The organism is Streptomyces sp. NPDC002566 (assembly GCF_042889585.1).
In the GTDB taxonomy this organism is placed as follows: Bacteria; Actinomycetota; Actinomycetes; order Streptomycetales; family Streptomycetaceae; genus Streptomyces.
In genome coordinates this window covers 411,563-433,439 of sequence record NZ_JBIARD010000006.1, presented here as the reverse complement: position 1 = coordinate 433,439, position 21,877 = coordinate 411,563, and the positions used below count along the sequence as shown (strand labels likewise).

Genomic DNA, 21,877 nt, shown 5'->3' with positions numbered 1-21,877 from the left:
TCCAGGTGATGCGTGACCGCGTCGAGGAGTGTCCGGACCACGTCAGGTCAGGAGGTATGCCTCCAGGATCGTCACCGCGTAGGTGTTGCCGGTGGTGTCGGTCAGGGTGGATGTGAGGGAGACCGAGCGGGCGTTTTCCGGGTGGGTCAGGGTGAGGGTCCTTCTGCCGTGGGTGGTGGTCACCGGGGCGGGGGTCCATGTCTTGCCGGCGTCGTAGGAGACCTTCACCGTCAGGGATTTCAGGTCAGTGGCCGCCGGGCCCTGGAGGGAGAGGGGGATCGTGGTGCGGCGGCCTGCGGGGGCCGTGCCGGTCGGGGTCAGCTTCGGGTGGAAGCGGACCGTGGAGAGGGGCAGGGAGCCGGAGTCGGACGGGCTCGACGTGAAGGTCCAGGCCGCTGTCAGACGGCTCGTGGTCGTGGCCACGCCTGGCGGACGGGTCAGGTTCGTTCGGATCGTGTAGCGGGCCGGGACCGACGGGAGCTTCTCCACGGTCTGGCAGAGGTCGCCGTCGTTGTCGAGCAGGGTGCTGCCGTCCGCGGTCACCGTGGTGTGGCGTTTCGCTGTGGAGGAGGCGGGGTGTCCGCTCCCGTCGGCGAGGTCGGGGACGCACAGGTCGAGGGTGTCGCCGTCGCGCTGTGCGCCGTACGGGCCGCCGGTGATCGGGCTGAAAACGCCGACGTTGTACGTCGCCGAGTAGGTCCGGCCCGCTTGGTACGACCTCGCGCTCTCCGTGCCGTAGAAGACATCGTCGTCTCCGGAGGCGTTTCGCTGGCCCAGGTTGGCCGTCCACTTGAAGCCCTTGGGCGTGGTGACGTAGATCTTCGCGGTCGTCGGTAGCGGGAAGGGGGCGCTCACCGTGCCCAGCGACAGGGTGGGACCGCTCCACAGGACGTTGACGATGCCCTTGCTGTGCGCCACGGACGAGCCGAAGTTCCGCTTCAGCAGGGCCAGTTCTTTCATGCGCGTGGTGTGCCGATAGCCGGTGGGGAAGCGGTCGGGCAGGTTGTGGAGCAGGTGGTAGGTGGTGCTGCCCTTCTGCCACAGACCGCCGAGCTGCGTGCTGAGCCTCCCGGCCGGGGCGGCCGGACCCAGGGTCGCGGTGCGCAGGTTCTTGAACGTCCCCCAGAACAGGGTGCTGTTGTGCGATGCGCGCCCCGTGTCCCCGGTGCCCACGGCGAGGTTGAGCTGGCCGTCGGACATCTTCGCGCCCTGCGGCGCGGTGATCCGGACCGGCTTCGCCTTGCGCGCGTCGAAGACGACCGTGGTGTCCCCGGTGAGGGAGAGCCGGGGCCGGACCAGTGCGGAGGTGCCCTCGGCGTCTTCCAGCACGGTGTCCACGACGTAGTCGCCGCGCGGGACCCGCACCCGGTACACGCCCTTGGAGATCTGCTCGGAGTCCCTGAGGTTCGTGGTCCAGTACGTGCCCGAGTACCCGAGGATCTCGGTCAGCGGAGCGCTCACGGGCTTGCCGCCGCGGTCGAGGAACTTCAGGGTGAGGTCGTACGACTCGGCCTCGCGTACGACGCCGAAGGCGGTCCGTACGGCAGCGGGGTCGGCACCGTTCCGCGCGGTGGCGACCAGCGTGCCCGAGTAGGTGCCGTCCGCTGCCTGGACGCGGGTGTCCGCGGTGAGGTCGACGTCGGCGGTGCCGCCCGCCGGGACGGTGAGCTGTGTGGCGCTCAGCGTGAACATGCCTGCGGGGGCCGTGCTGCCTCCGGGGCCGGTCGCGGTGGCCGTCAGGTCGAGGGGGACGGGGTGGTCGCCGTCGTTGCGGTAGGTGATGTGCTGGGTGACCGGCCGGTCGTCGGTGTGGGGCCACAGCTGCTTGCCGAAGGACACGGAGGTCTGTTCGCTCGCCACCGCTTCCTGAAGTGCCCGGGACACGTCGAGCCGGCCCGTCCCCTGCTGGTAGCCGGTCGCGCCGGTGGTCGGGGTGGTGGACGCGGTGAGCGCCCGCTTGATCCGTGCGCCGGTCCAGTCGGGGTGCCGCTGGGCGAGGATCGCGGCCGCCCCCGCCGCATGTGGTGTCGCCATCGACGTACCGGACATGGAGACATAGCCGTCGGCCGCCGGGTCGCCCAGGTAGCCGTGCGCCGCCTTCGCCGAGACGATGTCCACGCCCGGCGCCGTGAGGTCCGGTTTCAGCGCGCTGTCGGCCGTCGGGCCGGTACTGGAGAAGTCCGCGAGCCGGTCCTCGCCGTCGACGGCGCCCACGGTGAGCGCCGACTCCGCGGCCCCCGGGGAGCCGACGGTTCCGGCGTCGGGGCCCTCGTTGCCGGCCGCGGCTACGGTGAGCATGCCGGTGCTCTTCGAGAGGGCGTTCACCGCCGCCTCGACCGGGTCATCCCCCGGGGTGTCGGCCTGGCCCAGGCTGAGGTTGGCCACCCTGGCGCCCTGCCCGGCGGCCCACTCCAGGCCGGCGATGACGGACGAGTCGGTGCCCTCGCCGTCATCGTTCAGCACCTTCGCGTTGAGGATCTTCGCGCTGGGTGCGACTCCCTTGTAGCGCCCGCCGGAGCGGGCTCCCGAGCCCGCCACCATCGCCGCGACATGCGTGCCGTGGCCGGCCTTGTCGTCGGTGCTGCCGGTGCCGCTGAAGTCCTTCGCTGCCGTCACCGCCGCGGCGAGGTCCGGGTGTGTGGTGTCGATGCCGGTGTCCAGGACGGCGACCTTGACGCCCTTGCCGTCGTATCCGGCGGCCCAGGCGGCCGGGGCGCCGATCTGCGCGACGCCGCTGCCCAACTCACCCGCGTTCGCGCCGTCTTCGTCCGCCGGCGCCTTGAACCGGCCGTCCAGCCAGACCCGCGCGACTCCCTGCTCCTCGGTGAGCGCCTGCCACATGTCGTCCGCCCTGGTCTTGGGCACGGTGATCGCGGCGCCCGCCACACTGGGCAGTTCCCGGCGCACAGTGGCGTCCGCGTCCGCGACCAGCGACTTCTGTGTGCTCCTGCGCTGGGCGGACTTGCCCTCGTACGACACGATCAGCGGGAGCGTGCCGCGCCGGGTGTCGTCGTAGCCGGCGCGTATCAGGCCGCTGACATCGAACAGCCGCATGTCCAGGACGCCTTGGCCGATCAGGGCGGCGGCGTCGGCGGGAACGGCGTACTGATCGCCCCCGACGCCGCGCACGGACACCGGGACGTGCTCACGGCCCGGTGCCCGCCGTACGCCCGTCACCCGGCCCCGGGCGTCCAGCAGGACCCGGTCGCCAGTGAGGAGGGTGACGTACCGGCCGGCCGCGGAGGCGGAGCCCGCGGTCCGCGCGCCGAGGGCGGAGCCGCCGGGCGCCGCGACCGTGACGGTGTCCTGCGTCCGTACGCCCAGGCCGGAGCCTGTGGCCGCCACCGAGACGCCCGTCATCAGCCCCGCCACCAGCAGAGCGGCCAGCGAGGCGCTTGTGGTTCTGTCGCGCATTCAGCTCACCTGACCGGGGACCTGCTTGTCGGCGTCGACGACCGCGCGCTCGGTGATCGCGCTGGTGTGCGTGACGGTACCGACCTTGAGGGGGTCGCCCGCCGCGGCCTTGACCACCACGATGCGCTCGCCGAGGAACCGCAGGGTCTTCTTGTCGAAGATCCACTCGGTGCGCTCGCCGTCGTTCTCCCGCGCGATCGCGACCCCGTGCCGGCCCGTGGCGTCGACCGCGTCATCCACCGAGACGACGCCGGGGATCTTGGCCGCGGCCTTGTAGAGGGCGGCGCCGACCTCGGCGGGCGGGTAGCTCGCGGTCAGCAGATCGCCGATGGCGACGAAGGCGGCCTGGTCGCGCGGGACTTCAGGGTCCCGGACGGCGTCCGACTCGCGGTAGATCCGCTGGAGCAGCGTGTCGGGGTCGGTCGGCAGCGCGGCCAGGGCGTTGTAGGCGCCGCTGAACGGGGTGTCGCTCTTCAGGGTGATGCCCTTGTCACTGGTCTGGCCGGCCTCGATCAGCCAGCCGTCCCTGCCGTCGAGGGAGTTCCAGACCTGGCGGGAGTGCAGCTCGTTGCTGACCGCCTCGCTCTTGTCGCCGACCGTCTTGATGTAGGTGTCGGCCACCTTCGAGGCGATGTAGATGTACTGGCCCTTGCGCGGGGTGGGCGCGGAGGTGTCGGCGGCGGCCAGGGAGATGCGTTCGAGGAGCTGGGGGGCGCCCTTGGCGTCGGCGGCGCCGATCCTGGTGGTCAGTGCGGGGCCGGTGGCCAGGGCGGTCCTGCCGTCGTCCGCCCCGCCGCCGGTGAGGGCAAGGCCGCCCACGACCGCGCCGGCCAGGGCGAAGGCCGCGGTGGGCAGGAGGACCGCACGGCGCAGGAACGGGTTGGGGCGCTTCACGGGCGCGACCGGAGAGGTGGCGGACGTACGGGAGGTGGTGCGGAGGTCTTCGTGGATCCGGGCCATCATCTGCTCCTTGTGGAACTGGTGGCGGCCCGCCGGCAGATCCCGCTCGGCGGAGGGCAGCAGACTCTGCGTCTCCGTCCACTCGGCCGGGTGGGGCCGGTGGGAGGGGCTGGCGTTCATCGGTTTCCTTCCTGTGCGGACCGGACCGCGTATCCGCGATCACCTGTTATCTGCCGGTTCGTGCGGGTGGGTTCCCGTTTTTCTTCGAGCAGTTGTGCGTCGGCGAGATTGCGCAGCTTCGCGCGGGCACGGGAGAGGCGGGAGCGGACAGTGCCGACCGGGATGCCGAGGGCGCGGGCCGCCTCGGCGTACTCCATCCCCTCCCACAGGCACAGCGTCAGGACCTCACGCTCGGGGCGCCTGAGCAGGCTGAGGGCGGCGAGCGTGGCGTTGATACGGCGCCGGTCGTCCAGGCGTCCGGCGGTCTCCTCGGCGTGGTCCTCGACCCGTTCCTCGGCGGCGTGCGCGGCGGCCGCGGCCCTCGCCGCGTTGCGGTAGCGGCGGTTGCTGCGGTGGTGGGAGCGGGCGACGTTGGTGGCGATGCCCAGCAGCCACGGCCGCAGCGAGCCGCCTTCGGCCTCGACCGAGGCACGGCGCCGCCACGCCTCCATGAAGGTCGTCGACATCACGTCCTCGGCCAGCGACCAGTCGGCGGTCAGCCGGAAGGCGTGGTTGTACACCGCGCGGGCGCACGCGTCGAAGAGTTCCGCGAAGGCGTCCGGATCTCCGTTTCGCACCCGGGTTCGCATATCTGTGGTCACGTCTTGAACTGACTTATGGTGCGGGCGAGTTCCCGTGAGACACCTCACAACCGTCGTGCAGGTCACCGGGGCGGTGACCGCACGAGGACTCGGCGGACATGGCACTCGCTCAGCCGCGCACCGCTCAGGCTGCGAGGCTCGAGAGCAAGGCGCCCGATCTTGGTTCTTTGTTATCTAGACCGGTTGGCGAATGCGCACCACAACCGCACCACGGTGGCTTCATCGTTGGGATGCGCGGGTCCAGCGGGACCATCCTCAGAGTGCTTCGCACGCTCTGCACGGGCCAAGTCGTCGAGGCCGGCGACGCCTACCTCGCGCGTCTCTCGTCCGAGTGCTGACTCACTGCGCCCTTCTCGAAGGATGGGCCGACGCTGACCTTCGTGTCGAGAAGCTCGCGGACAGGCACCTGTGGCTGGCTGACCCCGTGGACGCCCGCCACGCCGTCACGCTGTGGCTGGTCCACCGCTGGATCGAGGAACGCTTCTCGACCGACGAGGAGGCCGTGCCCGCGGTGCTGGCCGACGGCTTCATGGCCCGCCTCCTCGACGTGGCACCGCAGTGTGCGAGTGCGGGCACGCACATCACCCATGTGCCCCCGGACACGGCGTTCTTCGGGTGCGGCGCGGTCTGGCGCATCCGACGATGAGCATCCGTTCCGAGCGCCGCTGGGCCCAACTCGCCCGTGAACTGGAGTTCACCAGGCTTCCGGAACTGCGCAGACAGGCGGAAGGGTGGCGTAACGGTCTCACGGGACTGCCAGCCCTGCTCGCAGTCCTCGTACTGCTGAAGGGACGCGACAACCTCGGCGACCTGGCGGACTCCGCCCGCGCGACCACCACCGGGCTACTGTGACCGCCTTCGTGCTGTTGGTGACGGGCTCACTCCTAGGGCGTGTTTCGAAAGTCCCGTCTGGCTCGCATGGAGTCCCGTAGCGTACTGCCGTGGACGCATGACTTGTGTAGGTCACGTCCGCGGGGGTGGTGTCTCAACGCCACCCGGTGATCTCCGGTTCCCCCTCCTCGGCGGTGGCCACGTCCAGGCCGGGCACTTGACGCCGAGGGTCCTGCCTCAGAGCGGGAGGTCGTCGGGGAGTACGCGGAACGCCTTGTAGCGGCCCAGCGGGCGTACGGCCCGGAAGTCTCGTCGGTCCAGGGTGAGAATCGCGTCCGTGTCGTAGTCGGCGGCAAGCGCCACGTTCACCGCGTCGGCGAGGTCGAGATCCAGCGCGCTGTAACGGACGCGGACGGACTGGGCTGCGCCCAGGTGGTCCTCCGTGATCTCCGGCAGGACGACACGACCCCGGCTCATCCAGCGCCGCAGGTCGTCGACCGCGCTGAAGGCAGCTTCCCTGCCGAGCTCACGCGTCGCCACGTGATCCAGTTCGGCGAGCAGGAGCGGGGACATGACCAGCAGGCCCGCCGCCATGATGGCCTCGTTCGCCGCCCGGTGTTCCGGGTGAGCCGAGTCCAGCGCCGCCAGGAGGCCGGACGTATCGGCGATGACAATGATCACGCGGCGGATCCGGACCCCGAGCCGGTCTCACGCCGGACGGCGTCGGTGACCGTGTCGCGGACCTCCGAGTTGGAGAGCGTGCGCCCCGGGCCCTGGAAGGTGCGTGAGAACAACGGCTCGTCCCAGACCCGGTTCGCCATGGCTGCAAGGTGGATGCCCTGGCGGATGATCTCGGCCTCGCTTATACCCCGGCGCTTGGCGGCCTCCTTGATGATCGCCAGGTCCTCGGGGTCGGCGTAGACGTTGGTGCGCTTCATGGACATGTACCAAGAGTAGTCCATGTACCGGATTGATGTATCTGCCACCTCCCCACGCCGTGTTGCCGAGGACCAGCCAGCTGACCTCACACGCCCCCTTTCGGGTGCCAGACCGTTCCTGGGCGGAGAGGCACGTCATGGGGTTCGGTTTCCGTGTCGGTGTACCTGGGACGAGTGTGCGGGTCTCGACTCGTGGAGTGCGCACCTCGGTCGGGCCACGTGCGGCGAGACTCAGCGTGGGCAGCGGCGGCGCCAGGATGTCGACCGGGCTCGGCCCCTTCTACGCGTCGAGTTCCCTCGGCGGCGATCGACGGCGCGCGAGTAAACGGCGTACGACACGCTCTAGTACGGTCGCCCTCTCAGCCGCGCAACTGACCCGCAGGACGCGCCGATGCCCTTCGACTGGGCTCGTGAGGATCCGCCAAACGCGTGAGCACCACGCCGGACTCAGGGTGCGCAGGCGCCGTCCTGACTCATCAACGTCACCCCGTTCGCTCCCAAGTCATCCGCAGCGAAGAACATTTGTCGACCGTAGACCTGTACGCCGACGACAGGTCGCTTCGCTGGTTGGCTCCTCGCATGAGCGATCCACGGAGCGTTGTCGCTCGGCTTCTCATCCCAGCACCCGTCCGAGGAAGCCGCGCAGGTAGCCCGCGACGACGTCCAGGTGGCTCTCCAGAAGGAAGTGACCGCCGTTGATCAAGTGCACCTCCGCGTCCTTGGCGTCGCGGGCGAAGGCCTGAGCTCCCGCCGGGCCGAAGATCTCGTCGTTGCGGCCCCACACGGCGAGCACCGGGACCTCGCTGGTGCGCAGGAATTCGTGCAGCAGCGGGTAGAGCGGGCGGTTGTTCTGGTAGTCGCGGAACAGCGCCAGCTGCACCTCGTCGTTGCCCTCGCGAGAGACGAGGGCGAAGTCGTGCTCCCAGGTGTCCGGGCTGACCAGGCTCGGGTCGGGCACGCCGTGCAGGTACTGCCAGCGGATGGCGTCGACGCCCAGCGCGGCGCGGACGGCGGGTTCGGTGTCGGGGCCGGGGTTCGCCCCGTAGGCCCAGACGTCGGTCCAGAACGACTCGACGAAACCGTCCTCGTAGCCGTTGCCGTTCTGGGTGACGAGGGCGGAGATCCGTTCGGGGTGCTGGAGCGCCAGGCGCCATCCGATGGGGGCGCCGTAGTCCTGGACGTAGAGGGCGTAGCGGTCCAGGCCCAGTTGGTCGAGCAGTCCGGAGGTGAGCTCGGCGAGGGCGTCGAAAGTGTAGGTGAACTCCCCTACGAGGGGGGCGTCGGAGTGGCCGAAGCCGAGGTGGTCCGGCGCGATGACGTGGTAGTCGTCGGCCAGCAGCGGGATGAGTTCGCGGAACATGAACGAGCTGGTCGGGTAGCCGTGCAGCAGGACGATCACGGGGGCGTCGGCGTGGCCGGCTTCGCGGTAGAAGATCTCATAGCCGTCGACAGTGGCGGTCCGGTGGTGCACCGAGTTCATGTCTGACCCCTTCGAAATGCGTAGTCGGGTTGATTCCTCGCCCTGCCAGCACGGGTGTGGGTCAACCCGTCAAATGATTCGATCCAGAGGGAGAGTGGTATCCGATGGACCGACGCATTCTGCGCGGCAACCGGCAAGCCGTGACCTCGCGGCCTTGCCCTGAGCCGGGTCACATCACGGCGTCGGTCTGTAGTGGGCCCGCGGTGACCCGGAGCGTCCGGACGCACACCGGCTCTTCCTGGTCGAGATAGAAGACGTGCATGAAGGGGGCGCGCACCACCCGCTCCGGTTCGCTCTTCTTGGCCAGGACCGCCTCACCGCGCAGCAGACGGACGCCGTCGCCCGCGGTCCACAACTCCAGGGCGTCGAGGGCGTCCATGAACTGCAGGACCCAGCCGGGGACGGCTGTCGCTTGTGCGGTGTCTGCCATGGTGCGGACTTTCCGATCGGCATGCGGCGCGTGACCCTTGCCAACCGCGCCTTCCCCACCCCTGCCGATCTGAACGCCGCCGTCCGGCGGGGACGTCAAAAGGCCATCGCCGCGACGAGGGAAGAGAACGAGACGGCCACCGCTGTGCCATCCCCCATGACATTGGTTTCTCGCTGTCAGGCTCGGCGGGCACACGACGTGAGGCGATCGGCGAGCGCCATGACGAGGTCGCGGAGTTCATCGGGGCGCTCGATGACGAACGGCCGGTCGAGTGCCGCGAGTACCGGAGGCAACCAGTCGAGCCGCTCCGCCCGCAGCTCGACGCGCAGCCAGCGCTCGGTCGCCCGGTCCTCGCCGGCCGCGGGCTCGTGTTCCTCCACACTCGCGACGCTGACGGGAAGGTGGGCGCGGATCTGCGCAACTGTCCCGTGGATCCGCAAGGTCACCTCATGCCGGTACCCGGCCGTGGCGAATCCTGACAACACGCGCTGTGCCGGACTGGGACCCACGGGCGCTTCGAATGAGCCGGGCAGGGTCCGCGCGTCTGCGATGCGGTCGAGCCGGAAGGTTCGGTCCTCGCCGATCCGGGCGTCCTTGCCCGTGACGTACCACCGGCCCGCATGGGCGACGATCCCGTACGCGTGCAGTGTGCGTTCGCTGGGCCGTCCGTCACGGTCGGTGTAGCGGATCGAGACCGGTCGGCGATGGCGCACCGCATCAGCGATGGTGAGCAGGACCCCGGCGTCCGGGGTGTCGAACTCGCCGGGCCGGTCCGTGAAGGCGAGAGCTTCCAGGAGTGTGTCGAGCCGGCGCGCGATGTGCTTGGGCAGCACCCGCCGGATCTTCGCCGACGCCGTCTCGTTCGCCGTGCGCTCCGTCGTCGTCAGCCCTGCCCGGCGGCCGGCGACCAGGCCGAGCAGCACGGCCAGCGCCTCGTCGTCGCTGAGCATGAGCGGAGGCAAGCGGTACCCGGGAGCCAGCCGGTACCCCCCGTAGCGGCCGCGCACCGACTCCACGGGCACGTCCAGGTCGATCAGCTGGTCCACATACCGCCGCACAGTGCGTCCTTCGACGCCGAGCCGGTCGGCGAGCTCGGCCATGGTCCGGGTGCCGCCCGACTGCAGCAGCTCGAGGAGTGTCAGCACGCGGCCGGTGGGTCGAGACATGTTCGCAGCCTAATGCGAATACAGGACCGATTCTGTCCACTATTACTTCTAGCCTGCGACGCGTACGCCTCCGCCGCAGCCAAGGAGATTCCCATGGACTTCGTCTCGATCCGCATCATCACCGGCGACGTAGCGCGCCTCGTCGAGTTCTACGAGCGCGCCACAGGGGCACGGGCGACGTGGGCCAACGAAGACTTCGCCGAACTCAAGACCGCGGGCGCAACCCTCGCGATCGGCAGCACCCGCACCGTCCCGCTGTTCGCCCCGGGCTCTGCCCGGCCGGCGGACAACCACAGCGTGATCACCGAGTTCCTCGTCGACGACGTGGACAGCGTTTACGACAACCTGTCCGGCTTCGTCACCGACTTCGTCACCAAGCCCACCACGATGCCCTGGGGCAACCGTTCGCTGCTGTTCCGTGATCCCGACGGCAACCTCGTCAACTTCTTCACCCCCGTCACCCCGGCGGCCATCGAAAAGTTCGCACGCTGACGCCACGCACAGCCGCTCACACGACGGGCGTTTCGCATGTGCCTCCTCCTCGATGGTCCTGGCCGGCCCGGCTCGCTGACCGTGGTTCAGGCCACCCTGCGGGCCCAGAAGTCGCCGAACCACAACTCGGTGTTGTCGACGCGCAGGCCGACACCGCCCGGTGCGGTCAGCGGGCCCGGTGTCCGGTCGATCGCCCGTAGCACCTCGCTGCCGTCGACGGCCAGGCGCAGCCGGACGCCGGAGGACGTGTTCACCGCGGTGGCCTCGACGTGGTGCCAGTGGTCGTAACCGATGGAGTGCCTGCCCTCGGCCACGGTCGCGTAGCCGCCGCCGTCCACGGACTCGGCATCGTGGGACGGGACCTTGCGTTTGATCACGACCGAGCCGTCGCGGCGGCTGAAGCTGAGCGCGTACAGCTCTTGCGGGCTGTGGTAGCGCAGCCAGATGTGCGCACCGTCCCAGTCCTGCTTCGGCGTGCGGGGGGTGGTGACCGGGGGCCGGAGCCGCACTCTGAAGGAGACGGTGACCGGGCCGAAGTCCCGGCGCCGGCTCACCAGCCGGAAGACCGCCGAGTCGGTGGCGCCCGCCGAGTCCGGGCCGGTCGGGCCCGCGTCGGGCCGGCCGGTCCAGCCGAGGCCGCCGCGGGCGAACAGCGAACCGCTGGTTGCAAGCCAGTCGGAGGATTGGTGCGCCCCGCGGCCGGCCGGATTGCGGTACGCCCACTCGTTCGTGACCAGTCGCTCCCCGCCGAGACGCGGACGGAAGTCCCGGAAGTCGTCGTCGTCCGACGACTCCCAGACCCCGACACCGGCGGCTGTCGCACCGAGCCCGGCTGCCGCACCGCCCCACAGGAGTTGACGACGTGTCAGTCCATCCACGGTCAGCGGGTGCGCCTGATCGCGCTGACCTTGAGCTTCTGGGCGGTCGGCCACGACTGCCGGGTCAGGTCCCGGTAGGCCGAGAAGCCCACCCCGCCCGTCTCGCCCTTGGCGATCAGCCGGATGGTCGTCGAGCCGTCGAGGGTGATCACAGTGTGGCCTGCGGTCACGGTGATCGACACGGCGTGACTGGCTGCCGCCGTCAGCGGGCGGCCGGCGACCAGCGTCAGGTTGTCCGAGTTGCCGGAGTACACCTCCACGTGGTCCCGGTAGACCCGCACGCTGATCGCCAGCGGGCTGCCGACCCGGACCCAGAGGGCGCCGCTGACCTCGTCGTCGGTCAGACGGGCGATCGTGCCGGACAGGGTGTAGTCGTCCCAGCGGGCGGTCGTCTCCGGCTGGTAGGCGCCGTACGCCGAGAGCATGAGGCCTTCCGGGCCCAGCTCCCGGCGGGTGATCCTGAACGGCGCCCTGACGGCCGGGGTGGAGACCCACTGGGCGTTCGGGTCGAGCAGGTCCGCCGTGCCCACCGGCTGCTGGGAACCGGTGGCCTCGCGCGGGCCGGCGGTGATGTCGACGATCCGCAGCGAAGCGAAGCGGGGCCAGGAGACCCCCGCCTTGTTGATGCCGACGCGCAGTGCGATGCCGCCCGAGCGGCCCGCGGGCGGGCCGGTCGCCGGGATCTTCACGTGCACCGTGCCGTCCACCCAGACGTCGGTCCTGTCGTCGCGCACCGCGATCCTCAGCATGTGGCTGGGGGATGCGGCCAGGCGCTCGGTCAGCTTCCTGTCCTTCTTGCCCCCGACGGTGACCTGGAGGTTGCTCTGGCTCACGCTGACCGCGACCGGTGCGCCGCTGCCGTCGCGGACTTGCACGGACCCCTGGTTGGTGCCGTCGCTCAGGCCGGAAACGCGCGCGTCGACCTCGTAGTTGTTCCAGTCGACGCTGCTCCTGGCCCGGTAGGAGGCGGCGATGTAGCGCACGGGCGAACTGGCCTTCGGGTAGGGGCCCTCGCCGGTGAAGGCGCCCACGCCGTGCAGCCCGCTGTCGTCGTCGTGCGTCCACAGCTGTGACTGCGCCAGCGGCGCGCTGGCCTGCGGGGCGACCTGAGTCCAGCGAACCGTCTCGGCGAGGAGGTGCGCCGCGGTGGTCGACCTGAGCACCTCCAGGCGTTCGACCTGCTGGGCGCCGGTCGCCCGCCGGCTCGCCGGGAGCGGGCGCGAGGACACGTTCGTCATGGTGGCCACGAAGCTGCGGCTGAGGAGCTGCTGCAGGGTCTGGCCCGGCATCGGCAGGTTGGCGCGCTCGGTCGCTTCGGAGAAGGGGTAGGCGAACAGCTTCGGGGCGGGCAGGCCGTGGGCCTTGAAGTCCTCGAAGGAGAGCCGGATATCGGCGCGGACCCGGGCCTCGTACTCCGCACGGGTCTCCTGACGCCGCTGCTCGGGCAGCCAGAGCCGGTTGGCCAGCGCCGACGCCTGGTGCCCCTGTGCGTCGAGTGCCGCGCGGTGGTGCATGTTGTGCGTGTGGTCCTGGAAGTCCCAGCGGCCCGAGGCCTGCATCCTGGCGATCTCGCGCCAGGACAGGTAGTACGGGCGGTCGTCGACCCGGCCGGTGATCAGGAAGACCGTCCCGTGCATGTGGTGCCGGGCCAAGATGTGGTCGGCGTAGATCCACAGGCCGTCGGGGCCGTCGTCGAAGGTGATGTAGACCGAGCGCGGCGGGGCCGGCTCGCCCCGGAGGTAGGCGACGAACTCGTCGGTGGTCAGGCTCCGGTAGCCGGCCTTCTCCAACGCGGTCAGCTGTGCGTCGAAGGCGGCCGGAGTGACCGTGTAGTCGCTCGCGGCCGGCCCGATGTCGTGGTAGGCCAGCACGACCGGGGCCGACGTGGCCGGCAGCGTCCTGGCCGCCTTGGTCCAGGCGGCAGCCTGGTTGCCGTCGACGCGCACCGTCGGTGGATCAGCCTGGTGGCTCACGTACTTGCCGTACAGGTAGTACTCGGCGGCGGCGTAGAAGGGCAGGGCGAGCACGGCGAGTGCCAGCAGCCCGAGCCCGATCCGGGCCGGCCAGTGCCAGGCGCCCCGGTGGTGTCTGCGGGGATGCCGGTTCGGGTCGGTCACGGCAGGATGCTCCCTCGGGACAGCACGACGGCGTACACACCGCACACGACGGCGATCGACAACAGGGCGGCGACGAACCGCCCCACGAGACGCAGTGCGTTCATCAGGTGAGGCTCCTTGCCCAGACGCCGCGGCGGATGGTGGCGAACGAGTACGGCAGCAGCCAGGCCAGCAGCACCGCCGACAGCAGGCTCATCAGCGGCCGGTAGCGCCAGCGCCCGTCACCGGGGTTGTCCACCTTGAAGGCCAGGCCCCACACGAGGCCCTTGAGGACGACTCCGCACAGGTAGAGAAGGGTCAGGAAGGCCATGCCGTGCAGTGGTGCCCACAGCAGGTGGCGGAAGGCCATGACCGGGGCGGCGACCACCCACAGCGCGTGCCCGTAGTACAGGGCCGCCGGGCCGAGACCACGGCGCCACATGAAGGAGCCGGTGAAGAAGAGATTGCGGATGAAGCTCTTCTTCCAGCGGATCTGCTGCTTCATGAAGGAGCGGAAGCTCTCCGGCACGTTCGTCCAGACCTTCGCGGACTGCACATAGCCGATGCGCCAGGCGCGCTCGGGGTAGTCGACCTGGGTCACGAAGGGCGAGTCGGCGTACTGCCGCTTCAGTTTCTTGCCGCGCCAGCGCTGGCCGAGGACGTAGCCGGTCAGCTGACGGTCGGTGGCGAAGCGGAACGGCGCGCCCATGAAGCGGTCGCCGGCCCACGCGGGAAGGTAGTTGTAGATGGCGTCGCGGCGGAAGACCGCGAGCGGGCCCGAGACGCAGGTGACCGAGCCGAAGGTGGACTCGGCCGCCTTGGCGACCCGGAACTGCCCCTCGTACCAGACGTCCTGGGCCTTGGTGAAGACCGTGCGGGCCACGTTCAGCGCGCGGGCGTGTCCGCTGACCGCGCCCAGCTCCGGGTGGTCGACCAGGGCCCGCACACAGCGCGCCAGGGCGTCGGGGGCCAGGATGCAGTCGGAGTCGGTGAAGGCGATGATGTCGCCGTCGGCGATCTCGCACGCCTTGACCAGCGCGTACTTCTTGCCGAGGTTCTTCTCCAGGTAGAGCACGGTGATCCCGAGCTCGGCCTCCAGCCGGCGCAGCACCTCGCGGGTGCCGTCGGTGGACATGTCGTCCACGACGACGATCTGCAGCAGGTCTTCGTCGTAGTCGCACAGGGCCATCGAGCGCACGCAGGGCTCGATGTAGTCGACCTCGTCCTTCACCGCCAGCAGGAAGCTGACCTTGGGGCGGGCCGGCAGTGACGGGAAGAGGGCCAGCTGCTTGGGCCTGGGGCGCACGCGCAGCATCCGCTCCGAGGGGTCGTCGTAGCGGCTGTAGGCGATGTACAGCATGGCGATGGTGCCGGTCAGCACGGTGAAGCCGTAGCCGAGCACGAGTGGCCGCTGGGCCAGGCGCGGCGCTTCGCGGGCCAGGATCAGCAGCAGCGGCAGCAGGCACAGGAGGGTCAGCACGCGGCGGGTGCCGTGGCGTACCGCCGGGTGCATCGCGTCGAGCCGGCGGCGCACCGGTCCGGGACCGCTCTTGCGGGTCGAGCGCAGTTCGGGCAGCGGCGGCGGGGCGGGGCGTGCCGGTCGTTCGCGGCGTCCCGGGCGCGCGGTGGAGAGGGTGAGAGTGGTGGATCCCACGGTGTCGCCGAGGTGTACCGGGCGGTGCGGGCGGGACGTGTCGATCGGGTCGGTGCCGCTGTACGGCGGGAGCTTTTCGAAGTGCGGGTCGGAGCCGTGCATGGTCACACGACCGCCTTGGCGGGGAGCGAGGCCAGGCGGTAGGTGGCGTCCAGCACCAGCGGCTGGGTCTCGAGCCAGGCGACATCCGTGCCGGGCTGGACGGTGTGCACCAGGACCAGGTCCCAGGCCTCCTGCTCGGGGGCGGGGGTGCTCTGCAGGGTGTGCGCGCCGATCCGCACCGAGGGTATGAGCTCATCGTGGAACGCGATCTTCGCTCCGGCTTCGGTGAGCTCCTCCAGGATCCCCAGGGCCGGGGACTCACGCAGGTCCGCGACACCCGCCTTGTAGGCCACGCCGAGGACCAGCACCTTGGCGCCGGAGACGCTGCGACCGGCGTCACCGAGGAGCTCTCGGATCCGCTGCACGACCTTGCGCGGGCGGGAGGCGATGGCGCTCATGGCGGCGTCGATGAGCGGAGAAACGATTCTGCGAGCCCTCAGCTGCCACAGGAGGTAATGCGGGTCGCACGGGATGCAGTGCCCACCGACCCCGGGGCCGGGGTAGAAGGGCATGAAGCCGTACGGCTTGGTCGCAGCGGCGTCGATGATGCGAATCGGCTCCAGGCCGAGACCGCGGCAGTTCTCCGCGAACTCGTTCGCCAACGCGATGTTGACGGCGCGGAAGGTGTTCTCCCACAGCTTGGTCATCTCGGCCTCCTCGGCCGAGGGCACGGCGTGCACGGACGGGGCGGTGCGCGCCAGTACGGCTGTGGCGAGTTCGGTGCTGCGCGGACCGGCGCCACCGACCACCCGCGGGGTGGCGTCCTGGGCGTGGTGCGCGTTGCCCGGGTCGATCCGCTCCGGCGAGAACGCGACGAACACATCGGTGTCGACCAACAGGCCTCGCGCGGCGAGAGGTTCGACCAGCAACTCCCGGGTGGTGCCGACGTAGGTGGTGGAGGTCAGCATCAGCAGCTGACCGGCGACGGCGTGGCGCACGACGTCGGCGCAGGCACCGGCCATGGCGTCCAGGTCGGGCACCAGGTGCTGGTCGACCGGGGTGGGCACACAGATCAGCACGGTGCGCGCGGCGGACACTGCGGCCGGGTCGCTCGTCAGCGTCAGCCGGCCGGTGTCGCGCAGCCGCGCGAGGCGTTCATGGTCGGAGGGGAGCAGGTCCACCTCCCCGCTGCGGACGGCGGCGAGACGCCGCTCACTGACGTCGACGCCGATCACGTCGTTGCCTGCTTCGAGCAGAGCCAGCGCGGTCGGCAGGCCGACGTAACCGAGGCCGACGACGGCCACCGGAGCCTGGGCGTGCTCTTCGGGCGTGAGTGAAACGGAAACAGGCATGGGTGTGCCCCTCAGTGCCGCGGTCAGGTCCATGTGGTGGTGCGCGGAGGGATCGGTGCGGCGCCGGGCCCCTCTGTGATCGCGGAGGGCAAAGAGATATCCCCGCGACACTGATCCGTCAAAGTCCCCTTGGGGCGAATGAAGCGCGACTTTGCCTGCTCTAGAACGAAATTCGGCTCTTGACGCCCCGACAAACGGCGAAAGATGGGTGTATGTCCCAATGATCATTTGTGATGATCTTGTGATGGCTGCATGGCTGTCGGGTGAACCCCTTGGGTGTGCCCTGTTCCGCGCCTGGGACAAGCCACATGACGAGACGTCACAGACCTTCGGTCGGTTGCCTCCAGGAGCGGTATTGACGCTCGCGAGAAAGCAGCGAGGTCGACGGCGAGGCCCGTGAAATGCCTTTTGCATCAAGCGAGTTCAAATTCTGATGCCAGTTGGAGAACTGATCGCGCCCGTCGCCTACGGGGCGCCGAAGAAGCCCGACCTCAGGTTGGTGATGATCGCGTCGAGTGGGTGGCCGCTGACGAGGAGGGGGCCGTTCCAGGGGGCGCTGAGGGCGAAGAGGAGGGCCAGGCTCAGGCCGACCACGCTCGCCACACCCACGATCAGGAGTGACGTGCGCAGGCTGCTGCGGAAGACCAGTGCCCCGGAGTTCACGATCAGGGCCAGTCCGCTGACCACCAGCGTGACGACGTAGAGCGCGGGGACCTCGCGTGAGGCGGCGGCGATGCGGGCGCGGCGGCTGCTGGTGACGCCGTCCATGGAGACCACCAGCTCGGTGCCGGTCGGGGTTCCCACCTCGGGGCGGGCCGCCTCGGCGCGTACCGTCCGCTCCAGCCGGGCGATCGTGTGGGCGGTGGCGGGGTCGTCGCCGGACGCCGCCGCGTCGGCCTTCCATTCCTCGGCCCGCGTCTCGCGCAGGTAGTCCAGCAGTGCCGTGTGGATCGGCTCCGAGTGGACACGCGGACTGGTCGCCGCCCACGCCAGGCGGGAGGCCGCGGCCGCCTCGTCACTGACCAGCCCCTCGGCCGCGCGCAGGTAGCCGGCCTCGCTGGCCAGTGTCAGCGCGGCGAAGATGGCGAAGGACGCGCCGAGTGTCGGCATCAGGGGCGTGGCGATCTGCGGGACCCGGTCCCGTTCCTCGGGCGGTACGAGCGCCCGGACGCCGACCCGCGCCGCGGCCGCGACCAGAAGGGCCAGGGCGAGCCAGCCCACGACCAGCACCACCGCCGGCAGCGAGGTCAGCCAGGTCACCCCGTCACCTGCCCCGCGTCGTCGCGGGCGCCGTACGGCGGATCGGCGAGGTGACGGACGTCTGCATGGTCTTCCACCTTCGTGCGGGAACACGTCGCACGGCCCATCCTCGAGCCCACAGCCGCCCCGCGCGCAGTGTGCGCGCCCGAACGGGCGACGGCGGCCGGTCCGCGGGGCCGGCCGACGAGGGGCAGCCGTGTGTCCGGTGTGGCGCGGTGGTCCTCAGGACACGCCGAGGAAGCGCAGCACGGCGAGGACACGGCGGTGGTCGGCGTCCGCCTTGGGCAGGTCGAGCTTGGCGAAGATGCTGTCGGTGTGTTTGGCCACCGTCCGCAGCCACCCGAGCGGGCCGGGCCGTCGCCCCAGGTGGGGCAGGGGGATGTCCACTCCGAGCCGGGTGCGGAAGCGGGCGTGCTGCATCACTGTCATCAGCGGCCCGGCCGCCACGGCGGCGGACAGCGGGACGAGGACCGCGAGGAGGACGGGCCACGTCGCCGCCGGCACGAAGAGCGTCCAGGGCAGTGCCATGACGAGCAGCACGCCGAGCTGGATCAGGACGCCCGTGGCGAGAAACGCGACCTGGCGGCCGACACCTTGAAAGGGACGCGCAACAGTGCGCCTCAGAAGGGCAGTTGTGGGCATGAGGGGACGGTATGCGCCGAGCCCGGCGGGGATCGATGGCGTTGTCGTCCGTGTCGGGGGTGTCACTGGTGCCACCCCAGGACGGGCATCCGCATGACTGACTCCGATCGAGCTGTGGCGCAGGCTCGAGGTCGTGAGGAAGAGCCGGAAACGGGAGGGGATCTGTCCGATGAGCACGCCGGTCCACCGTCTGCCATGTGATGCCCCACGCGATGCGAACGGCGGCGGGGCCCGCCGCCGGTTGCGGATGGAACACGTCCTGGTCGTCTGCGGGTTGGGGCTGCTGCCGTGGCTGGTCGTGTTGGCCGGCGGTGTGCCCGGAGCCGCCGCCGTCGGTGACCGGCGCCTTGTCTGGATCGGTCTCGACGCCCTGGAAGCCGTGGGGCTGCTCGCCACCGGTCTGCCGGCCGGACGCGGCCACCGCCTGCACCCGCTCATGGCCACCGCCACCGCGACGCTGCTGGCGGCCGACGCGTGGTTCGACACCATGACGGCGGCCCCGGGCGCGGATCAGGTCCGCGCGGTGGCGATGGCTCTCGGCGCGGAGCTTCCGCTGGCGGCGATGTGCGTCGTGCTGGCGGCAAGGGGGCTCGGCCGGGTCGTGGCGGAGGGGACGCCCGCCCGGTCCGGCGCGCGATGACAGGCGTGCGCCGCAGGCCGAGTACGGGGCCCGGCCGGCCGTGCGCCAGGCGGTGCTTCCGCGCTCCGTGGCCGGCTTTCAGTGCAGGTGTTCGCGTACGACGTCCAGGAACTCGCGTCGGCTCGGGCGGATGGCTGCCCAGATCTTCTCGTCCTGCGGCTCGCCGGGATCGTCGGGGCCTTCTCTGAGGACGTCCTGGACGGCGTACGCGAGACGGCGGGCCGCCTCGTTCACCTCGGTCGGGCACAGCATGTGGATCGTCTTCTGGGCCACCCACATGCGGTCCACGGTCTGTCGGGCCCGCTCCTGCCACCGCTCGTCGGACACATGGTGCTGGTAGTGGTCGACGGCGACCCGTTCGACCTCCTGCGCCGCGGACAGGAAGTCGACGAGGTGGGCCAGGCGTTCGCCGCGTCGGGCCTCGGCGCAGTCGCGGGCGCTGCGGCGCTCCTCGGCGCGTTCCGCCGCCCGCCCCGACGAGTGCTGGGCCAGCCATGACACGAGCCCGCCGAGTACAACGCCTATGAGTGGTGCGAGAGTTGACGATGTCACGCCCCAAGCGTGGCAGTGGCGACGCGGCATCAGGGGGTTCTTCGGGAAGTTTCATGACAGCGCCGGTTTTCGTCGTGTAGGCGGACCGTCGTCGGCGTTCCCCGCGTGAGTTGTCCGTGAACTTCCCCGGGATTGTCCGTGATCGGTAACGGAGGGATCCCTTCGGGGGCGGATGCCGTCATGCCAAGTGGTCGGGAAGTGACCGGGGATCGGCGAGGACTGGGCGAAAGCGGGGCGGGCATGGCACGGCACGGTGGCGGGCGGAGCTGGTACGGCAAGCTCATCGGGGCGGCGCTGGGGGTGACGGTGCTCGCCACCGGCGCCTCGGTGTGGAGCGCGCAGGCCGGCATCGTGGGCGGTCCTACGCCGAAGGCGACCGCGTCGGCCACGCCGAGCGCCGCCGCCAAGCCGGTCGAGGCGAGCATCGCGCACGCCTCGGACAAGGGCGCGCGCGGCGTCAACATCACCATCGACGACGGCCCCGACCCCCGATGGACTCCCCAGATGCTCGACGTGCTGCGGGAGAACGGGGTGAAGGCCACGTTCTGCATGGTGGGCACGCAGGCGCAGGCCCACCCGGACCTCGTGAAGCAGGTGGTCGCGGCCGGGCACCGGCTGTGCGACCACTCGGTGTCGCACGACACCGCCATGGACAAGAAGTCCGCGGCTTATCAGTCGCAGCAGATACTCGACGCCGAACGCATGATCACCGAGGCGTCCGGCGGCGTCCGGCCGATGTACTACCGCGCGCCCGGCGGCGCCTTCACCCCCTCCAGCCGCGCGCTCGCGGCCTCCCGGGGCATGCGCCCGCTGGGCTGGAACGTCGACTCCAAGGACTTCGAGAAGCCTGGCGCGGACGCCATCGTCGCCACCGTCCAGCGGCAGTTGTCCAACGGGCCGACGCTCCTCTTCCACGACGCGGGCGGCGACCGCTCGCAGACCGTGGCGGCCCTGCGCCGGATCCTCCCCTGGCTCAAGGAGCAGGGCTACACCTGCGGCTTCCCCGTGCGCTGAGCCATGGCGGTGGCCTGCGGCCGACACGCGTCCGGCCGGCTCCTCGGCTACGCCCGGGCCTCGTGTGCGGGCGGAGGACGCGAGCAGTCCGAACGCCGCGGCCGTCTCCGTGAGGACCTCGGCCGACGGGTCCCGGTAGCCGCCGATGCTCTCCGCCGCAGTCCTCTCCCGTCACGCACCGGTCACCGGCGCCGATCATCCGCACCGCACGTGCGCGGTCGGAGTGCAGGCACCGGGGCCCCACCGGCCCGGCGGCTCCGGTCAGGGGCGGTAGGCGGCGCGGTTGCTGTAGGTGACCTTGCCGACGGGCAGCCTGGCCGGGGCGAAGAGCTGGTCGACGGTGACGAAGTGGTAGCCGCGGGCCTTGAGGGCCGCGATGATGCCGGGCACCGCGCTGACCGTCGTCCTGTGGATGTCGTGCAGCAGGACGATGTCCCCGGGCCTGGTCTGCGCGGTCACGGTCCGGACTATCCGGGCGGAGTCGCGGTACTTCCAGTCGAGGGTGTCGACGCTCCAGTGCACCAGCGGCCGGCCGGCGGCCCTGCGGACGGTCGCGTTGTTGGCGCCGTAGGGGGCGCGCACGGTGGTGGGGTTCTTGCCGATGGCCTTCTTGACCGCCGCGTCCGTGCGGGAGAACTGGGACCTGACCTTGGCGGCGCTGAGCTTGGTGAGGTCGGCGTGGTCCCAGCTGTGGTTGCCTATCTGGTGGCCGGCCTGCGCCTCGGCGCGCACGACGGCCGGGTTGCGCTGGACGTTGCTGCCGACGACGTAGAAGGTCGCCTTGACGTTGCGGTCCTTCAGGATGCGCAGCAGCCGCTGGGTGTCGGCGACCGGCCCGTCGTCGAAGGTGAGGGCGACGCACTTCACCTTCCGGCAGTTGACGGCGGCGGAGCCGGCGGCGGAAGCGGCGCCGGCCGCGCCGGTCAGTGTGGTGGCGCACAGTGCGGCGGTGACGAGTGAGACGACGAGACGTCGGTGCATCGGATCCCCCCGGAGCGATGAACTTCCCCCGCAAGTCGACGTACTTGCCCGTACAGGCGCTGGACTTGCGCGTGAAGCGGTGACTTGCCCGCATGAGCGGTGACTTGTCTGTAGGACGCACACGACCGGCCCATGGATGCACTGACGTTCGAGGACTTTCCGTACGGTTTCGGGATCCGTTCGGTTTCGGACACCGGACCCCGCTTTGCCTCGCTCTCCGGACGACGACAACCCCCGGGCGGAACCCGGGGGTTGTCGTACGAGGAACCGATCGCGGTCAGACCGACGTGCGCT

The 21,877-nt window shown here is 70.5% G+C and carries 20 protein-coding genes and 2 pseudogenes; 5 read left to right on the top strand and 17 right to left on the bottom strand.

Annotation, left to right across the window (positions count from 1 at the left end; genetic code table 11):
• Positions 1 to 42 precede the first annotated feature (42 nt).
• From ACFYXA_RS26110 to ACFYXA_RS26100, 3 genes are read right to left on the bottom strand one after another with little or no spacing between them, the layout of a single operon-like run.
• Positions 43 to 3,414 carry a S8 family peptidase gene (locus tag ACFYXA_RS26110; RefSeq protein WP_389036938.1) on the bottom strand — a complete coding sequence of 1,124 codons (3,372 nt, stop codon included), beginning with the start codon at positions 3,412 to 3,414 and terminating at the stop codon, positions 43 to 45.
• A complete protein-coding gene (locus ACFYXA_RS26105) occupies positions 3,415 to 4,494 on the bottom strand; it encodes a CU044_5270 family protein (protein WP_389036935.1) in 1,080 nt (359 codons plus the stop codon).
• Positions 4,491 to 5,135, bottom strand: a complete 645-nt coding sequence (locus tag ACFYXA_RS26100; RefSeq protein WP_389036932.1) for an RNA polymerase sigma factor — start codon at positions 5,133 to 5,135, stop codon at positions 4,491 to 4,493. The genes ACFYXA_RS26105 and ACFYXA_RS26100 overlap by 4 nt, the downstream gene beginning before the upstream one ends.
• Positions 5,136 to 5,559: 424 nt before the next feature.
• Between ACFYXA_RS26100 and ACFYXA_RS26095 the strand changes: the two genes are divergently transcribed.
• Positions 5,560 to 5,781: a hypothetical protein gene (locus ACFYXA_RS26095; RefSeq protein WP_389036929.1), complete on the top strand. Its 222-nt coding sequence runs from the start codon at positions 5,560 to 5,562 to the stop codon at positions 5,779 to 5,781.
• The gene (locus tag ACFYXA_RS26090) at positions 5,778 to 5,987 is read left to right on the top strand and encodes a hypothetical protein (RefSeq protein ID WP_389036926.1); all 210 of its coding nucleotides are present in this window, start codon (positions 5,778 to 5,780) and stop codon (positions 5,985 to 5,987) included. The genes ACFYXA_RS26095 and ACFYXA_RS26090 overlap by 4 nt, the downstream gene beginning before the upstream one ends.
• 216 nt (positions 5,988 to 6,203) lie before the next feature.
• On the opposite strand, the gene ACFYXA_RS26085 is transcribed toward ACFYXA_RS26090, so the two are convergent.
• From ACFYXA_RS26085 to ACFYXA_RS26065, 5 genes are all read right to left on the bottom strand, one after another.
• Positions 6,204 to 6,647 carry a PIN domain-containing protein gene (locus tag ACFYXA_RS26085; RefSeq protein ID WP_389036924.1) on the bottom strand — a complete coding sequence of 148 codons (444 nt, stop codon included), beginning with the start codon at positions 6,645 to 6,647 and terminating at the stop codon, positions 6,204 to 6,206.
• Complete coding sequence (locus ACFYXA_RS26080; protein WP_389036921.1) at positions 6,644 to 6,910, bottom strand: CopG family transcriptional regulator; 267 nt, start codon at positions 6,908 to 6,910, stop codon at positions 6,644 to 6,646. The genes ACFYXA_RS26085 and ACFYXA_RS26080 overlap by 4 nt, the downstream gene beginning before the upstream one ends.
• Positions 6,911 to 7,517: 607 nt before the next feature.
• A complete protein-coding gene (locus ACFYXA_RS26075; RefSeq protein ID WP_389036918.1) occupies positions 7,518 to 8,384 on the bottom strand; it encodes an alpha/beta fold hydrolase in 867 nt (288 codons plus the stop codon).
• Between the two features lie 169 nt (positions 8,385 to 8,553).
• Positions 8,554 to 8,814 carry a hypothetical protein gene (locus ACFYXA_RS26070; RefSeq protein ID WP_389036915.1) on the bottom strand — a complete coding sequence of 87 codons (261 nt, stop codon included), beginning with the start codon at positions 8,812 to 8,814 and terminating at the stop codon, positions 8,554 to 8,556.
• A gap of 176 nt (positions 8,815 to 8,990) precedes the next feature.
• The gene (locus tag ACFYXA_RS26065) at positions 8,991 to 9,980 is read right to left on the bottom strand and encodes a helix-turn-helix transcriptional regulator (protein ID WP_389036912.1); all 990 of its coding nucleotides are present in this window, start codon (positions 9,978 to 9,980) and stop codon (positions 8,991 to 8,993) included.
• A 93-nt stretch (positions 9,981 to 10,073) separates the two neighbouring features.
• Here ACFYXA_RS26065 and ACFYXA_RS26060 point away from each other — a divergent pair, with 93 nt between their 5' ends.
• Positions 10,074 to 10,472, top strand: coding sequence for a VOC family protein (locus tag ACFYXA_RS26060; RefSeq protein ID WP_389036909.1), 399 nt, complete (start codon positions 10,074 to 10,076; stop codon positions 10,470 to 10,472).
• An 86-nt stretch (positions 10,473 to 10,558) separates the two neighbouring features.
• Here the strand turns inward: ACFYXA_RS26060 and ACFYXA_RS26055 are convergent, their stop codons facing one another.
• The 6 genes and pseudogenes from ACFYXA_RS26055 to ACFYXA_RS26030 form a co-directional block, all read right to left on the bottom strand.
• Positions 10,559 to 11,350, bottom strand: coding sequence for a hypothetical protein (locus ACFYXA_RS26055; protein WP_389036906.1), 792 nt, complete (start codon positions 11,348 to 11,350; stop codon positions 10,559 to 10,561).
• Positions 11,351 to 11,352: 2 nt separating this feature from the next.
• Complete coding sequence (locus ACFYXA_RS26050; RefSeq protein ID WP_389036903.1) at positions 11,353 to 13,467, bottom strand: polysaccharide deacetylase family protein; 2,115 nt, start codon at positions 13,465 to 13,467, stop codon at positions 11,353 to 11,355.
• A gap of 103 nt (positions 13,468 to 13,570) precedes the next feature.
• Positions 13,571 to 15,202, bottom strand: a complete 1,632-nt coding sequence (locus ACFYXA_RS26045) for a glycosyltransferase (RefSeq protein WP_389037180.1) — start codon at positions 15,200 to 15,202, stop codon at positions 13,571 to 13,573.
• 2 nt (positions 15,203 to 15,204) lie between these two features.
• Positions 15,205 to 16,494 (bottom strand): nucleotide sugar dehydrogenase, encoded by a 1,290-nt coding sequence (locus ACFYXA_RS26040; RefSeq protein WP_352244681.1) that lies wholly within the window; start codon positions 16,492 to 16,494, stop codon positions 15,205 to 15,207.
• A gap of 465 nt (positions 16,495 to 16,959) precedes the next feature.
• A complete protein-coding gene (locus ACFYXA_RS26035) occupies positions 16,960 to 17,754 on the bottom strand; it encodes a hypothetical protein (protein ID WP_352244680.1) in 795 nt (264 codons plus the stop codon).
• A 222-nt stretch (positions 17,755 to 17,976) separates the two neighbouring features.
• Positions 17,977 to 18,081, bottom strand: a pseudogene (locus tag ACFYXA_RS26030) (DNA-binding response regulator); the annotation flags it as partial.
• A gap of 562 nt (positions 18,082 to 18,643) precedes the next feature.
• On the opposite strand from ACFYXA_RS26030, the gene ACFYXA_RS26025 reads away from it, so the two are divergent.
• Complete coding sequence (locus ACFYXA_RS26025; RefSeq protein WP_389036898.1) at positions 18,644 to 19,036, top strand: hypothetical protein; 393 nt, start codon at positions 18,644 to 18,646, stop codon at positions 19,034 to 19,036.
• Positions 19,037 to 19,114: 78 nt separating this feature from the next.
• Here ACFYXA_RS26025 and ACFYXA_RS26020 read toward each other — a convergent pair whose 3' ends face one another.
• Positions 19,115 to 19,588, bottom strand: coding sequence for a hypothetical protein (locus tag ACFYXA_RS26020; protein WP_389036895.1), 474 nt, complete (start codon positions 19,586 to 19,588; stop codon positions 19,115 to 19,117).
• A gap of 240 nt (positions 19,589 to 19,828) precedes the next feature.
• On the opposite strand from ACFYXA_RS26020, the gene ACFYXA_RS26015 reads away from it, so the two are divergent.
• The gene (locus ACFYXA_RS26015; RefSeq protein WP_389036892.1) at positions 19,829 to 20,602 is read left to right on the top strand and encodes a polysaccharide deacetylase family protein; all 774 of its coding nucleotides are present in this window, start codon (positions 19,829 to 19,831) and stop codon (positions 20,600 to 20,602) included.
• 66 nt (positions 20,603 to 20,668) lie between these two features.
• Here the strand turns inward: ACFYXA_RS26015 and ACFYXA_RS26010 are convergent.
• Positions 20,669 to 20,749: pseudogene (locus ACFYXA_RS26010) on the bottom strand (transcriptional regulator); the annotation flags it as partial.
• A 114-nt stretch (positions 20,750 to 20,863) separates the two neighbouring features.
• Entirely contained in the window at positions 20,864 to 21,583 is a 720-nt protein-coding gene (locus ACFYXA_RS26005) for a polysaccharide deacetylase family protein (RefSeq protein WP_352244676.1), read from the bottom strand.
• Positions 21,584 to 21,877: the final 294 nt, after the last annotated feature.